General features: G+C 62.7%; 12 protein-coding genes and 2 tRNA genes. 3 read left to right on the forward strand and 11 right to left on the reverse strand.

Features of this window, described 5'->3' with window-relative positions; all coding sequences use genetic code 11:
* Positions 1-130 precede the first annotated feature (130 nt).
* Together JG746_RS17825 and JG746_RS17830 are read right to left on the reverse strand one after the other, a co-directional pair.
* Positions 131-1,609 carry an ABC transporter substrate-binding protein gene (locus JG746_RS17825; protein WP_202354003.1) on the reverse strand — a complete coding sequence of 493 codons (1,479 nt, stop codon included), beginning with the start codon at positions 1,607-1,609 and terminating at the stop codon, positions 131-133.
* A gap of 141 nt (positions 1,610-1,750) precedes the next feature.
* Positions 1,751-3,028 carry an acetylornithine deacetylase/succinyl-diaminopimelate desuccinylase family protein gene (locus JG746_RS17830; protein ID WP_202354004.1) on the reverse strand — a complete coding sequence of 426 codons (1,278 nt, stop codon included), beginning with the start codon at positions 3,026-3,028 and terminating at the stop codon, positions 1,751-1,753.
* 220 nt (positions 3,029-3,248) lie between these two features.
* Here JG746_RS17830 and JG746_RS17835 point away from each other — a divergent pair, with 220 nt between their 5' ends.
* The 3 genes from JG746_RS17835 (at position 3,249) to JG746_RS17845 (ending at position 6,447) form a co-directional block, all read left to right on the forward strand.
* The gene (locus JG746_RS17835; RefSeq protein WP_202354005.1) at positions 3,249-3,680 is read left to right on the forward strand and encodes a L,D-transpeptidase; all 432 of its coding nucleotides are present in this window, start codon (positions 3,249-3,251) and stop codon (positions 3,678-3,680) included.
* 264 nt (positions 3,681-3,944) lie between these two features.
* Positions 3,945-5,228, forward strand: a complete 1,284-nt coding sequence (locus JG746_RS17840) for a carboxylate--amine ligase (protein WP_202354006.1) — start codon at positions 3,945-3,947, stop codon at positions 5,226-5,228.
* Position 5,229: 1 nt separating this feature from the next.
* Entirely contained in the window at positions 5,230-6,447 is a 1,218-nt protein-coding gene (locus JG746_RS17845) for an NAD(P)-binding domain-containing protein (protein WP_202354007.1), read from the forward strand.
* On the opposite strand, the gene JG746_RS17850 is transcribed toward JG746_RS17845, so the two are convergent.
* The 9 genes from JG746_RS17850 to JG746_RS17890 form a co-directional block, all read right to left on the reverse strand.
* Entirely contained in the window at positions 6,432-7,265 is an 834-nt protein-coding gene (locus JG746_RS17850; protein WP_244730316.1) for a class I SAM-dependent methyltransferase, read from the reverse strand. The genes JG746_RS17845 and JG746_RS17850 overlap by 16 nt on opposite strands.
* Positions 7,266-7,413: 148 nt before the next feature.
* The gene (locus JG746_RS17855; RefSeq protein WP_202354008.1) at positions 7,414-8,400 is read right to left on the reverse strand and encodes a lipid A biosynthesis lauroyl acyltransferase; all 987 of its coding nucleotides are present in this window, start codon (positions 8,398-8,400) and stop codon (positions 7,414-7,416) included.
* A gap of 13 nt (positions 8,401-8,413) precedes the next feature.
* On the reverse strand, positions 8,414-9,442 hold the full coding sequence (locus JG746_RS17860) for a zinc-binding dehydrogenase (RefSeq protein WP_202354009.1): 1,029 nt from the start codon (positions 9,440-9,442) through the stop codon (positions 8,414-8,416).
* Positions 9,443-9,477: 35 nt separating this feature from the next.
* Entirely contained in the window at positions 9,478-10,755 is a 1,278-nt protein-coding gene (locus JG746_RS17865; protein WP_096446920.1) for a beta-ketoacyl-ACP synthase, read from the reverse strand.
* Between the two features lie 50 nt (positions 10,756-10,805).
* Positions 10,806-11,996, reverse strand: coding sequence for a beta-ketoacyl-ACP synthase (locus JG746_RS17870; protein ID WP_096446918.1), 1,191 nt, complete (start codon positions 11,994-11,996; stop codon positions 10,806-10,808).
* Between the two features lie 56 nt (positions 11,997-12,052).
* Entirely contained in the window at positions 12,053-12,346 is a 294-nt protein-coding gene (locus tag JG746_RS17875) for an acyl carrier protein (RefSeq protein ID WP_027029416.1), read from the reverse strand.
* A gap of 234 nt (positions 12,347-12,580) precedes the next feature.
* Positions 12,581-13,723: a slipin family protein gene (locus JG746_RS17880; protein ID WP_202354010.1), complete on the reverse strand. Its 1,143-nt coding sequence runs from the start codon at positions 13,721-13,723 to the stop codon at positions 12,581-12,583.
* Positions 13,724-14,080: 357 nt separating this feature from the next.
* Positions 14,081-14,148 (reverse strand) — tRNA-Met (locus JG746_RS17885).
* Positions 14,149-14,224 (reverse strand) — tRNA-OTHER (locus tag JG746_RS17890).
* Positions 14,225-14,375 lie beyond the last annotated feature (151 nt).

Genomic DNA, 14,375 nt, shown 5'->3' on the forward strand with positions numbered 1-14,375 from the left:
CCTCTTTCTGTCTTCACTGCGAAGTCTCCCAAATGCTGCACCGGCGGGGGCGCTCGTAAGTCACGGAATGGATCCTAGGGTCTGCGCAGTCGCTGCGCGCTTGCTTCGCCCCAGGATGACGAAACGAACCTCACTCGCTCCACTTCACCTTGGTCAGGTCGTTGGCGGGAATCGGTGCGTTTTCCCACAACCCTTGCAGCTTGGCGTCCCAGACCCCGACCTTGGGCAGTTCGTAGAGGAAACCGACCACCGCGTCATCGGCCAGAATCTTCTGCGCCTTGGCATACAATTCCTTGCGCTTGGCCTCGTCGGACGTCTGCTCCAGATCGGCGATGACCTTGTTAAAGGCAGGGTTGTCGTAATTGAAGTAGTAGTCCTTGCGCGAATAGATATCGATGTCGTTTGGCTCGGTATGGGACACGATGGTCAGGTCGTAGTCCTTCTTGGTGAACACCTGGTCCAGCCACTGCGCCCACTCGACTGGAATGATCTCGAGGTTGATGCCGACATCGCGGAGCTGCGAGGCGATGATCTCGCCGCCGAGCCGCGCATAGGAGGTCGGCGGCAGCTTCAACGTGGCCTTGAAGCCGTTCTCCAGCCCCGCTGCCTTGAGCAGTTCCTTGGCCTTGGCCACGTCGTGCGGATAGCGGCCGGTGAGGTCGACATAATATTTGTTGGCCGGCGACATATGCGAGCCGATCGGCAGGCCGAGCCCGGCCGAGGCGCCGTCGATGATCGCTTTGCGGTCGAGCGCGTAGGAGATCGCTTGCCTCACCTGCAATTTATCGAAAGGCGGCTTTTTGTTGTTGATGGACAGGATGGTCTCGCCTTCGGTCGCGCCGACCACCACCTTGAAGCGCGGATCATCCTTGACCTGCGCGACGCTGTCGGCATCGAAGAACGGAAAAGCCTGTATGTCGCCGGAAAGCAATGCAGGCACGTAGGCGGCGGCATCGGGAACGACGCGGAACTCGACCTTTTCGAGGAAGGCAGGGGCGCCCCAGTAATGATCTGATTTCACCAGGGTGATCGATGAACCCTTGGCCCAGCTCTCGAACTTGAACGGGCCGGTGCCGACAGGCTTTTCCTTGTTGGTGTCGGCGGATTTCGACGACACGATCACCGCGTCGCCCCAGCCCATATTGTAGAGGAACGAGCCTTGCGGGTGGGTCAGCGTCACCTTCACGGTGGCGGGATCGACCACATCGACCTTGTCGATGGCGGCAAAGAGCTGCTTTTGTGCGTTGACGGAGTTTTCGGCGCGTGCACGGTCGAGCGAGAACTTCACGTCGTTGGCGCTGAAATCGGCGCCATCGTGGAATTTCACGCCGGTGTGCAGCTTGAAGGTATAGACCTTGCCGTCATCGGAGATGGTCCAGCTTTCGGCGAGATCCGGCAGAACCTCGCCATTGGGGCCGATTCGGGTCAGGCCCTCGAAGACATTGGCGTAGGTGACCTCCCTGATTGCGGCGGCCGCTCCCGCCGTCGGGTCGAGATGCGGGGGTTCAAGCGGAATGCCGATGACGAGATCGGTCCGTGCGGCAAACGCAGAAGTGGCGGTCGCGACCGCCAGTACGGCAGCGGCCAGAAGGGTCTTCCAAAGTTTCATCGCTGAACTCCCCATGTGCTCAAATGCTCAAGGTGCTCAAATGCTCAAGCCCGGGGATAGAAGCGTGATTTCGCGCGGGAGTAAATTGCGTTTCGTGCTGTCGCGCCGCGCCAGGAGAAATGTTTTTGCGCGACAGGCCGATCATCCGGTCGTGCCGCGCAGCAACACGTTGAGGCCGATCGCCATCACCTTGGCCGATTCCACCATGTCCTCTATGCCGACCCACTCGTCCGGCCGGTGGGCGAGGTCGAGAATGCCGGGTCCATAGGCGATGCAGTCGTAGATGTGGCCGATGCGGGCAATGTGCTTCTGGTCGTAGGTGCCGGGCGAAATGACGTAGTCGGGCTCGCGGTCGAAGATCGCATGAATGCCTTGCGCCACCGCCTTCACCACCGGCGCGTCGCGTTCGGTCATCAGCGGCAGCACTTCCATCAGGTCGCGGATCTCATAATCGAACTTTTTGCGCTCGCGCTTCAGGCGTTCGAGAATGCCGGTTACTTCGCCCTTGACCGTGGCGAGATCTTCCTCGAGCAGGAAGCGGCGGTCGATGGTCAGCCGGCAGGAATCAGGCACGTTGGGCGAGGGCAGGCCGGGCCGAAAATCCTCGGTCTGGCCGCCATGGACGGAATTGATGTTCATGGTCGAGCGCCTGGCGCCCTCGGGCACGACCGGCATGCGCGTCATCTTGCGGTCGAGCGCCGGGAACAGTTCGTCCTCGAAGGCCCTGAGCACGGCGCCCATATGGCGCACCGCATTGTCGCCGAGAAACGGCATCGAGCCATGCGCGATCTCGCCCTTGGTCTCGATCTCGGCCCACCAGACGCCGCGATGGCCAAGGCAGATGCGGTCCTTGTTCAGCGGCTCGGGAATGATGACGTGGTCGACTCTGGGCTTTGAGAAATAGCCGAGCCCGGCCAGATGGGCGACGCCGCCAAAGCCGCCGGACTCCTCGTCGACGGTGCCGGATATCTCGATGGCGCCGGGAAAGTCTGGATAGACGTCCATGAAGGCTTCGGCGGCGATGATCGAGGCGGCCAGACCGCCCTTCATGTCGCAGGCGCCGCGGCCATAGACCCGGCCGTCCTTCACGACGCCAGCAAAGGGATCGACGGTCCAGCCCTCACCGGCCTCGACCACGTCGATATGCGAGTTGAAGTGGACGCAGCCGCCGGGTGAGCGGCCGTCGAAACGGGCCACGACGTTGACGCGCGGGTAGCGATCGGTGTCGCCGGGGGTGCCTTCGGCGCGGATGAATTCGGTCTCGAAACCGCGCTTCCTCAGCCGCGCGCCCAGATATTCGGCGCATGGCCGATAGGCTTCTCCGGGCGGATTGATGGTCGGAAAACGGATGAGGTCGGCGGTCAGCGCGACGATATCGTCGCGCCTGTCATCGATTACTTGCAGGAGTCGCTCATTCATCGGGGGAGTTGAGCAACGAACGACGTTGCATTGCAAGCCCGCCGGCGATCAAGTCGGTGCGGCGTGTCGTTGCGGCAACTATCGCGGGAAATCGTTCAAATTCGCTGCTTTGGATTGGCGAATTGATCAAGGACTGTGTGCTACTCGTTCACTGCCATTAAAAAGGTGAAAAACAACGTGATGGCAAGCAGGCAAGGGGCAATCAAAGGGGTTTGATCGCATGAAGAAGTTCTTTCTCGTGGCAGTGGCGATGTTGGCAACCGCGCTGCTGGGTACGCCGTCCGCAAGTTACGCGGCGATGTTGGAAGCAAATATCGACGTGTCGTCACAGACGATGACGGTGCGGTACGGGTCGGAGGTTTATCGCTGGGTCGTGTCGACCGCGCGTCCGGGCTATTTCACGCCGCGCGGCACGTATCGACCGCAGCGGACCGCACGGATGTGGTATTCGCGCAAGTATGACATGTCGCCGATGCCTTATTCCGTGTTCTTCCATGGCGGCTATGCCATCCATGGGACGGGCGCCGTCAGGCAACTCGGCCGTCCGGCCTCGCATGGCTGCGTGCGGCTGCACACGTCCAATGCCGCGACCTTCTATTCCATGGTGCGGGAAGTGGGCTTCGGCAACACGCGCATTGTCGTGACGAACTAGGAGCAATCGCGAATTCTCGCTGCCGGGCCGTAGCCCGGCGTGAGACTTCCTATTGAGGCAACAACAATCGGCCAAGGTTTTACCTGTTCCGAGATGGACGGCTATTGCCGAGGCATAAGGGGTGTGCTTTCCATGCCAACGGCCTGACTGGGGACAATCGGCGGTACCGGGCGTTTGAATTATTAGGGGCGGCTTAAATATTGCCGGCGGGTCAATCGATTCGCCGGGAAACCTGCCATTGCGTGCCGTTGCCGGAATTGACAGATGCATCCCCAGTCTCAGATGGACGATCGTCTTCCCAGTCGGCCCGCCGGGGTGCTCATTCTTGGCGGGGCGCACGGGACGCTGGCATTGGCCAGGAGCTTCGGCGTTCAGAAAGTGCCTGTCTGGCTGGTGAGCAACGACACCCCGTTGCCCAGCCTTTCGCGATATGCCCAGCGGACAATGACATGGCCCGGCCCCGACGACGGTGGTGCCGTCACCTTCCTGCTCGATCTGGCCAAGGTTCACAGGCTGAATGGCTTCCTGCTGATCGCCGGCGGAGATCCCGAAGTTCGCTTCGCATCGCAATCGATCGACCAATTGTCCGCCGCATTCGACGTGGTGCTGCCCCCTTGGGAGCAATTGAAATGGGTCTGCGAAAAGCCGCTGCTCTATCGCCGGGCGCGCGAACTGGGGCTCGCCGTTCCGCTGACCTATGCGATCAGCTCGCTCGAGCAGGCGGAGGCAGCCGACCTGCGCTTTCCCGTGATCCTGAAGCCGAACATGGGGGGTCGCAGCCGTTTTGCGCGCGCCAAGGCCGTTCTCGCCAATGACCAGGCATCGTTCTTGACAGCCTACAGCTGGGCTGCCGAAGAGATCGGCAGCGACAATGTCGTGGTTCAGGCAATGATACCGGGCGGAGGCGAGAGCCAGTTCTCCTACGCCGCACTCTGGAACGAGGGCGCGCCGGTGGCGGAATTCACCGCCCGCCGTGCGCGGCAATATCCGGTCGATTTCGGTTACACCAGCACCTTCGTGGAGGTCGTCGACGAACCGCAATTGATCGATGCCGCGCGTCTGCTGCTTGGATCGATCTCGCATCACGGACTGGTCGAGGTCGAATTCAAGCGCGATGCGCGCGACGGTTCGATGAAGGTGCTAGACGTCAATCCGCGGCCCTGGACATGGTTTGGGCTGGGCGCCGCCGCCGGCGTCGATCTTGGCGCCATGCTTTGGGCGATCAAATCGGGCCAGACGGTAAAGACAGCGCCGGCGCGGCCCGCCACGTCCTGGATGTATCTGGTTCGGGACATGGTGGCGGCCGCCAAGCTGATCTCAACTGGCCGGTTGGCGAAGCGGGCCTATTTGAGCTCATTCGCCAAAGTGCGGGCATGGGCGACCTTCCAGGCGAATGACCCGGTGCCGGGCCTGATCGACGTGCCCTTGACGGCCTGGAGAGTGCTGACGCGACGGGTACTTTCCGCAATCTTAACCGGGAAATGCTTAGGACGGCGGCGTGACGGAGTGAGTTCCACCGCTGCAGAACCAGACAGGCGAGACCGCTGACATGACCGTTTTCACGCCCAGGACTGACCGCGAGGTGGCCGTGATCGGTGCCGGTCCATTCGGGCTGGCTGTCGCTTCCGCCCTCAAGACGGCAGGCGTCGATACGCTGACCCTCGGCGGCGCGATGTCGTTCTGGCGCGACCATATGCCGAGAGGCATGAGGCTGCGCTCGCCCTGGCACGCGACCTATATCGGCCACACCAAAGGTCCGCTCTCGCTCGACTCCTATGCAAAAATCCTTGGAATCTCGCCTCGCGAACCACTGCTGCTCGAAAACTTCGTCGACTATGGATTGTGGATCCAGGCGCAGGCGGTTCCGGATCTGGATACGCGTAAGGTGGACCGTGTCGAGAAGACGAATGGCGGATTTCGTCTGGCGCTGGCCGATGGCGATGCCGTCAAGGCGCGTCGCGTCGTCGTTGCCACCGGCCTGATGAACCAGCAACTGGTCCCCGCTGTCTTCGACGGAATCCCACACGATCTGGTCAGTCACGCCAGCGAACATACTGGCTATGAGGCCTTCCGCGGCAAGCGCGTCGCCGTCATCGGGCGTGGGCAGAGCGCCTGCGAATCCGCCGTGCTGCTCAAACGCAGCGGAGCCGAAGTCGAACTCGTCTGCCATGGCGACATCCATTGGCTGGGCTATCGGGCGCTGTCGGGAAAGCAGAGCTGGAGCTTGCGCGATTTCCTGTCGGAGCGGCTCGCATCGCCTTCCAGGGTCGGTCCATTCCCGATTTCCTGGCTGGTCGAAGTCCCAGGCTTCGTTCACCGGTTTCCGGAGGTGGCCCGGGCAGGGCTCAACAGGCGCAGCCTCGGCGCCGGCGCCACGGGCTGGCTGAAGCCGGATTTCGACGGGATAAAGATCAGGGCCGGCAGCAGGATCATCAGTGCGTCCGCCAAGGACAACGGCATCGAACTGCGGTTCGAGAAGGATGCCGCCAGCTTCGATCACGTCCTGCTCGGCACGGGCTACCGGATCGATATTGCCAGGCTCGGTCTGTTCGCGCCCGCCATGCTTGCCGCGATTGCCCGCCGGGAAGGGTTGCCGCTGCTCTCCACAGGGTTCGAATCCAGCATTCCCGGCCTGCATTTCGTCGGTGCGAGCGCGGTCGGCAGCTTTGGTCCGCTGATGCGCTTCACCGCCGGCACGCCGTTTGCCGCGCGCACCATCGCCCGTTTCATCCAGAAGACCAGAGACAGAATTTACGCCGCGGCGTGAACCCGGAAGACTGCATAGTCTATGGTGCGGACCGCATCGAGGAAGCCGGGCATGGCCGGCACGGGCAATTCCTGGAAAATGCCGGTCTCGCGGATGGCGGGCCTTGCCCAATCGATGGCGCGGTGGCTTGAGCTGCCATAGACGATGAAGCAATCCCGCGGGCGCCGTTCGAGCGACGAGACGAGATTTTTCAGCACGAGATCGAAGACGTCCTTCGAAAAGGGATTGTAGAAATAGACCACCAGCGGCGCTTTGGGGAAATTGTAAGCGGCCGCATCGGCCTCGACGACGCTGAGCGCCCGGCATTTCTGCGATGGCTCCCTGAAACGCTCGATGTTGCTCCGGGCGATGTCCACCAATTCCCTGGCGAACTCCACGCCGATGATCTCGGCGAAAGAATACCTTGAGGCCAGCAGCAGCGTTCGCGACTTTCCGGAACCGATGTCGATGAATGTACGGCCATCGAGATCGCGCGGCAGCGACTTCATGATGAAGTCGAAGGTTCTGGGCGAAGTGCAGACGGCTTCGTTGCCCATGGCGCGGTGCGGACCGACGACGTTAAGGGTGCCGAGTTGGATCGAGCCGGCCGTATCGACGCCGTGCCGGCGATCCCATTTGCGGGCGAGACGGTCGGCGACGATATGCCTGATGTTGCGCCGGACAAAACCAAGGCTTGCGCCGAGGCCATGCCGGTGGACGAGCCTTCTCGGCTCCAGCAGGCCATGCTGACGGATATGGGACCATGCCCGGCCAAGACGGCCGAAGGAACGATCTTCGAGGCCATCCCGGTCCAGGCGCGGCATTTCGATATTCGTCATGCCACGGCTCCACCCCAGTCGATGAACATCTCCCGGGGTATGTGCGCCCCGCTCGTTTAAGATTCCCTGACCAGTAACGTTACGAATGTCTGGATCGCAGGCCCATCAGAGCCGAAAAAGCTGGCGCCAAACGCGTCAGGGGAGACGGTCAGCTGTTCGCGACCGGCGCCTTTGCCTGCGGCTGCTTTTTGCGTCGCCAGTTGCTGATTTCCCACCTTTTGTGAAACCACATCCACTGGCCGGGATCCTCGCGCACCCAGCGCTCGACCACGTCGTTCAGCATCTGCGTGGTGGCGTGGACGTCGACGCTGCCGTCAGCGGTGCGCGGCAAGACCAGCCTGTCCTCGATCTCGAGGCGGAAGCGGTTGCCTGGCAATCTGATGCAACGCGCCGGATAGACGTCGCAGTCATAGTGGCGGGCAAGCGTGCCCAGCACCCGGTTGCTCTGGCAGGGACGGCCGAAAAAGGTCGTATCCAGGCCGTTGGAGAATTTCTGGTCGACGAGGACGCCGATATTGCCGCCGTTCTCCAGCACACCGGCCAGTGCGAACGAGGCGCCGGCCATCGACGGCAGCAGCGCCCCCATGGTCGAGCGCCGCGTCGAAAGGATGTAGTCGGCAAGGTAGGGGTTGTTGGGCGGACGAAACAGCGCCGTTATGTTCATGCCGAAAGTGGCGGCCGCCACCGGCAGCAGCTCGAAATTGCCGAGATGGCCGGTGAAGACGATGTGCGGCTGCTTCTCCGCGGCAATCTCGACGAAATGTTCTATTCCCTTGACCTCGATGCGGCCGGGCTTGCTGGCGGCCGGGTCATAGTCGAACAGGGCGTCGAGGAAGATGTATTCGGCGGCAAGGCGGGCCATGTTGCCCCACATATCGGAGGCGATGGCCTGGATTTCGCCTTCGCTCTTGTCCGGATAGGCCTTGCGCAGATTGTCGATGGCGACCCGGTGGCGTCCGACTCTGGGACCAATGAGGCGCGCAACGCGGTCGGCGAAATTCAGCGCGCTGTCGACCGGCAGCAGGCGCAGAACCGAGATGATGATCATCGCCGCGCGGGCAACCAGCCAGTAGTTCAGCTGGCGCAACTGCCTGCCGTAGCGAAACTTGAGATCGCGGCGAAACTTCTTGAGCACCGAGGTCAAGGCCTTAGGCGACGCGCAGGATGATCTTGCCGAAGACGTCGCGGCCTTCCATGCGCTTCAGCGCGGCATCGATATCGTCGAAGCCGACTTCGGTGTCGATGACCGGCGCGATCTGTCCCGCCGCCATTTTCTGCATGGCGTTGGCCATGTTCTCCATGCGGCAGCCGAAGGATCCCAACAGTTTCAGCTGCTGCTGGAAGAGCTGCATCAGGTTGATCTGCGTCGATACGCCTGATGTCGAGCCGCAGGTCACCAGGCGACCGCCGCGCTTCAGGCACAGCATCGAGCCGGCAAAAGTGTCGGCGCCGACATGTTCGAAGACGACATCGACGCCCTTCTTCTTGGTCAGCTTGCGCACGACGCCTTCGAAGCGGTCTTCGCGATAGTTGATGACGTGGTCGGCGCCGAGCGCCTTGGCCTTGTCGATCTTGTCGTCGGAACCCACCGTGGTGATGATGGTGCAGCCCATCCGCTTGGCCAGCTGGATCGCCGCCGAACCAATCCCGGAGCCGCCTGCATGGACGAGGATGGTTTCGCCGGGCTGGAGTTTGGCGTTGTCGAACAGCATGTGCTCGACCGTGCCGAAGGTGACGGGAGCGACCGCGGCACCGACATCGGTCACGCCGGGCGGGGCGGGGACCAGCAGGCGCGCCGGCAGATTGATTTTCTCTTGCGCGAAACCGTCGAGGTGGAAGCCGTGGACGCCGGAGACATGTTCGCAGAGATTGTCACGGCCTTCACGGCAGGCCCGGCAAAGGCCGCAGGTGCGCGCGCCGTAGATCGACACCAATTGTCCGGGCAGCAGGCTGGACACGCCGGGACCGATCGCCTCGACCTCGCCGGAAGCTTCGGCGCCAACGACCAGCGGCAGCTTGCGCTTGGCGAAGGCCATGCCGCGCCAGCCCCAGACATCGATATGGTTCAGCGCCACCGCCTTGATGCGCAGCGTGACTTCGCCGAGTGCGGGTGGCGGGGGAGGCGGCAGGTCCACCGTCTCAAGACGGCGATCCTCGATAAGTTGCAATGCGCGCATTGGGCCTGTCGGTTCAGTGGGCTGGGAAAGGTCGCTTAGACCGGTTCCCGCGCCATGACAAGGCAAGTGTTCTGGCCGCCGAAGCCGAAGGAGTTCGACAGGACGCTGCGAACCTCGGCATTGCGCTTCTTGTTGGGCACCACGTCGAGCACGATCGCCGGGTCGGGATTGTCGTAGTTGATGGTCGGCGGAATGACGCTTTCGCGCATCGTCATCAGCGAAAACGCCGCCTCGACAGCGCCGGCCGCGGACAGTGTATGGCCGATCATCGACTTGTTCGACGAGACCGGCATCGAGCCAATCCGCTCTCCGAACACGGTCGACAGCGCCAGATGCTCCATCTTGTCGTTCTCGGGGGTCGACGTGCCATGGGCGTTGACATAGTCAATCTCGTCTTCACTCAGGCCGGCATCGGCGAGGGCGGCGCGAACCGCGGCGATGGCGGGCGAAGCGTCCGGCTTCGAGCGGGTGCGGTGGAAGTCGTCGGCCTTCTCGCCGCAACCGCTGAGGACGCCAAGAATGGTCGCGCCGCGAGCCAATGCCGCCTCAAGCGATTCCAACACCAGCGCCCCGGATCCCTCGGCCAATACGAAGCCGTCGCGATCCTTGGAGAAAGGCTTCGATGCCTTTTCGGGAATGTCGTTGTGCGTGGAGAGCGCCGAAAGCAATGAGAAGCGGATCAATGCCTCGGCGGTGGCAGAACCGTCCGCGCCAATCGATAGCGCGCGGTCGCATTCGCCGCGTCGGATCGCCTCGACACCGAGCTGGATCGCGGTAGCACCTGAAGCGCAAGCCGTCGACAGGGTGATCGGCAGACCGCGCGTGCCAAGGCGGTCGGCAAGGCGGTCGGCGATCGAACCGAACTGGGTGGTCTCGAAAATATCCAGCTCTTTCAAGCTACGCGCCACCCGAAGCAGTCTTTCGGCGGCGGTGTCATCCTTGTCCTTGTCAGAATTATAGAGCGAGAAGCGCTCGGCCCAGTCGAGTTCGACCGGCGGCGATGCGAGGAAAAGCGGTCCGCCGAAGTCGCTGGAATCAAGACCGGATTCGGTCACCGCTTCGAGGCCCGCTAGCTCGGCCAGCTCATAGGTGAGCGGGCTGGCACCTTTCGAACTCGACGGCAGGAAATCGACCATGCCGGAGATGCGGGTGTTCAGTTGATCGATGGGAAAGCGGGTGATCGGGTGGATGCCCGACTTGCCGGAGGTCAATGCCGCCCAATTGTCGGTTTTGCCGACGCCAAGCGAGGTGACCACGCCGATGCCGGTGACGGCGACGATTGGCCTGCCCATGTGATCGTTCAGATTGGCCATCCGGGAGCCCTCGAGCGTTTATCGTTGCAGCATGGACCGCGAGCGCCGCGTCACGCGGCGTTGACCAGCGCCATGCCCTCGAATTGGTGATAGCCGATCGCCGTTGCAAGGACGCTTGCGGGAATGCCTTCAAACGGCTTCTCGGCTGCGGCATCGAAAACAGGGTAAGCGGCCTTGCGGTCGACGGCGAGTGCCGCCAGCGCCACCGCGAAAGGAAACTGTGCTTCCTTCATGTGCCCGGTCAGTGTCGAGAAGCCGCGCGCGGCGATCCCCGGATTGGCGTCGAGCGCTGCCTTCTCGGCGGTGGTTGCGGCATGCGCACCTGAAGCCCCAGACAGGGCAAGCAGCTTGCCGTTCGGCAGCGCGGCCTGGCCAAGCAGCGCAGCGATCTCGGCATCGAGCTCTCCGCGTGGCCGCCTGGCGCGGCCTGAGACTACCGGGCCGAGTTCGGCATAAATCTTGCGCCCGCGGCTTGTCGCGTGTTCGCGCTGCTCCAGCACCAGGAAGGCACCGCCGGATCCAGTGACGATGCCGCCACCCTCGGCGCCCTGTCTTTGCCACACAGGTTTCCAGGGGCCGCGATGCAAATAGCCGGCAAGCTCGTAACCTAGCAGCATGTCGGAATGTTCGGTCTGGAAAGCGCCGCCGACCAGGATGTGCGTCGACTGGCCGGAGCGGATGCGCGCGGCAGCCGTTTCGACGGCGGCGACGCCGGCACCTTCCTCGCCCATGAAGGTGCGTGACGAGCCCGTCACCTTGTGGACGATGGAGATGTTGCCGGCGAGCAGGTTGGAAAGCTGGGCCAGGAACAAGGTTGGCCGCAATTCGGTGGTCAGCTTCTCGTTGAGCAGCACATCGCGGTCGTTGCGGCTTTCCGAAGCGGCGAGGATGGCGGCGTCGACCGCCTCGTCGCGCTCGCCGCCGCCGGCGGCCACCACCATGTCCATGGTCGTGCAGAGCTCGTCATTGCCCTTGATGCCGGCATCGTCCAGCGCAAGGCCGGCGGCATACGTGCCGAGCCGCTGCCATGTCTCCATCTGCCGCTGGTCGCCGCGCTTTGCGATCTGCAGGTTCCAGTCGATCTCCGGCAGCGGATGGACAGTGTAAGGCGCGAAGCGCGCGGCTTCGAGCACCGGCTGCAGGCCCGGTTGCGCGAGCTTCTGCCAGTGGGCGTCAGGGCCTTCTCCCAGCGAGGAGACAAGGCCGATACCAGTGATGACGACGTCGCGGGGGCTGCTCATGGGCGGCTTTGTGGGTCAGGCGGCAGAGCGCGTCAAGGTCGAGCGCTCAACCGGCGTCAGGCGGTCTTGGCGGCGACCAGCGCGTCGATCTTGGCGCACAGGTTCTTCATGACGAAGTAGTCGTCGGTGGAAGCCTTGCCGTCATTGACCTCCTGGGTCCACTTTTCCAGCGGCACCTTGATGCCGAATTCCTTGTCGATGGCAAAGACGATGTCGAGGAAATCGAGGCTGTCGATGCCGAGGTCGTCGATCGTATGGCTTTCGGGCGTGATGGTGTCGATGTCGATCTCGCTGGTGTCGGCAATGATCTTGGCGACTTTGTCGAACGTGGTGGAGTTCGTGGTAGACAAGGGGCTTTTCCTTCTTTGCGGGCGGAATCTGTCCGCATCTGGTTTGGGCGCTGTCTAATCGGTTTTTCCCGGCAGGAAAAGGCCTGATAGTCCGGGCGCAGATGGGAAGCGTGCCCAAGAAACGCAAGAAGGGCCACCGGTCAACCCGGCGGCCCTTCCCATTACGTCAGGTTAGTCTCTGTTTCGATGCATGTCGTTTCCCCAAAACGGGGAACCGCTTTTGGGCGACATGCATCAGCTGTCGCGGAGCTTGACCAGATCGTTCAGCAGCCCGCCCGTTCCGTTGTGGACGGTCAGCCGTTCGACCTTGCCGGCGATGGTTTCCAGAGCCTCAAGCTCCTTCAGCCGCAGCATCACCGGGTTCTCCGCCATCACCCTGGCCGTGTTGAGCAGAGAACGCGTGGCGTTCGTCTCCTCGCGGCGGCGGATGACGTTGGCCTCGGCCTGCTTTTCGGCCGAAACCACCTGGTTGAGGATCTCGCGCATCTCGCCCGGCAGGATGACATCCTTGAGGGCGATATCGCTGACCTCGACGCCGATCTCGGCCATGTCGGCACGGACCTTGGCCGCGGCTTCCTCGTCGACCGTCACCTTCTTTTCAAGGATCTGGTCAAGCGTCAGCGACCCCAGCGTCTTGCGGAACGTGTATTGCAGGGCACGGTAAAGGGCCTCGGAGAAGTCCTTCACGGCGCTCACCGCCTTGACCGGGTCGACGACCCGGTATTCGGCTGCGATGTTGACGCGGATCGTCACGCGATCCTTCGTCAGCACTTCCTGCCCGGCGACATCGAGCGACTGGCGCTTGAGGTCGACGACCTTGACCTGCACCATGCGTCCGACGTTCCAGAAGCCATGCACGCCCGCGGCCAGCGTCCGGACCAGGACACCGTCGACAAACAGCAGTCCGGCCTGGCCGTCGACGACCGGATGGACCGACATCAACTCCGCCTTCCGGGCCTGGCCGAGCCGGCGCATGACCGCTGGATCGATGGCCAGATCACCCGAGGTATCGACCATCGTCACCGTCCACGGGCCGGCATCCGTCCACAGCACAAGCTTGCGGTCCGGCGCCAGAACGGCATGCAGGTTTCCGTCACGCTCGATGACGGCGACATCCGTGCGCCCGGTGCGAACAACGGTGAAATGACGCGCGGCCACATCCGGGAGCTTGTCGAACAACGCCTTCTCGTATGCCGAAACGAATTCCGGGTTCTTCAGATCGTGCCGTGACACTTCCAGGCTGCCGCGCCGGTTGGCGAGCCAGTGCTCGCCCGGCAGCAGGACGGCCTTGATCTCACCCTTGTAGAGGGTGAGGGCACGTTCGTTTTCCCTTACGAGGACGCGCTCGCGTCCAAGAACCTTGTCGAGAACAGTCATTGTCTTACTCCTGTCGGGCATGGCCCCATGCGAGGCGTCAACTCATGCGTCGATCTTCCCTTCGTTTCTCGTTTCACACGTCTTCCGGGCACGAATGATCCGGGGACCGGTGCATCGATCCGTGGCGGGCCTTCGGGAGCGGATCGCGGGACAGCGAAGCGGCGCCGGATGCCGAAGCCTCCCTTGCCCGCGACACTGCGCCTTGACCATCACCGCGGGCCTGGCCGCGAGCCGATGGCGTCGGACCTTTCGACACGGCCTTGACCCGAAGGCTTCGGCCGTCCGTCAGGTCTTCGGCATTCCGGTCCCCGGACCGTTTTGGATAACACCACCCAAAGGTGTCGGCTTATCAGGCCGTTGGAGAAGGAATCGAACCTTCGACAGTCAGATTATGAGTCTGATGCTCTAACCAGCTGAGCTATCCGTGGTGCAGACAGCAGGATTCGAACCTGCGACCTCCGGATCCAAATCCGGCGCTCTCCCAGACTGAGCTACATCCGCGATCCCAATCCCCAAAGCGGCGCCGTATACAGAGCGGCAAAGCCGCCTGCACGGGCGGAGACGAAAGCTCCAACCGTTGTGCTCACTTCGGTTCTCGTGACCGGGAGCGCGGCTATAGAGCCTGCGACGGGTTGTCGCAAGCGGCATTGTC

Origin of the sequence: Mesorhizobium sp. 113-3-3 (genome assembly GCF_016756495.1) — a bacterium.
Taxonomy (GTDB): Bacteria; Pseudomonadota; Alphaproteobacteria; order Rhizobiales; family Rhizobiaceae; genus Mesorhizobium.

What these genes read in the sequence shown, in the direction of transcription:
- JG746_RS17825 (WP_202354003.1), bottom strand. Translation starts at nt 1,609, where the DNA reads ATGAAACTTTGGAAGACCCTTCTGGCCGCTGCCGTACTGGCGGTCGCG.
- JG746_RS17830 (WP_202354004.1), bottom strand. Translation starts at nt 3,028, where the DNA reads ATGAATGAGCGACTCCTGCAAGTAATCGATGACAGGCGCGACGATATC.
- JG746_RS17835 (WP_202354005.1), top strand. Translation starts at nt 3,249, where the DNA reads ATGAAGAAGTTCTTTCTCGTGGCAGTGGCGATGTTGGCAACCGCGCTG.
- JG746_RS17840 (WP_202354006.1), top strand. Translation starts at nt 3,945, where the DNA reads ATGCATCCCCAGTCTCAGATGGACGATCGTCTTCCCAGTCGGCCCGCC.
- JG746_RS17845 (WP_202354007.1), top strand. Translation starts at nt 5,230, where the DNA reads ATGACCGTTTTCACGCCCAGGACTGACCGCGAGGTGGCCGTGATCGGT.
- JG746_RS17850 (WP_244730316.1), bottom strand. Translation starts at nt 7,265, where the DNA reads ATGACGAATATCGAAATGCCGCGCCTGGACCGGGATGGCCTCGAAGAT.
- JG746_RS17860 (WP_202354009.1), bottom strand. Translation starts at nt 9,442, where the DNA reads ATGCGCGCATTGCAACTTATCGAGGATCGCCGTCTTGAGACGGTGGAC.
- JG746_RS17865 (WP_096446920.1), bottom strand. Translation starts at nt 10,755, where the DNA reads ATGGCCAATCTGAACGATCACATGGGCAGGCCAATCGTCGCCGTCACC.
- JG746_RS17870 (WP_096446918.1), bottom strand. Translation starts at nt 11,996, where the DNA reads ATGAGCAGCCCCCGCGACGTCGTCATCACTGGTATCGGCCTTGTCTCC.
- JG746_RS17880 (WP_202354010.1), bottom strand. Translation starts at nt 13,723, where the DNA reads ATGACTGTTCTCGACAAGGTTCTTGGACGCGAGCGCGTCCTCGTAAGG.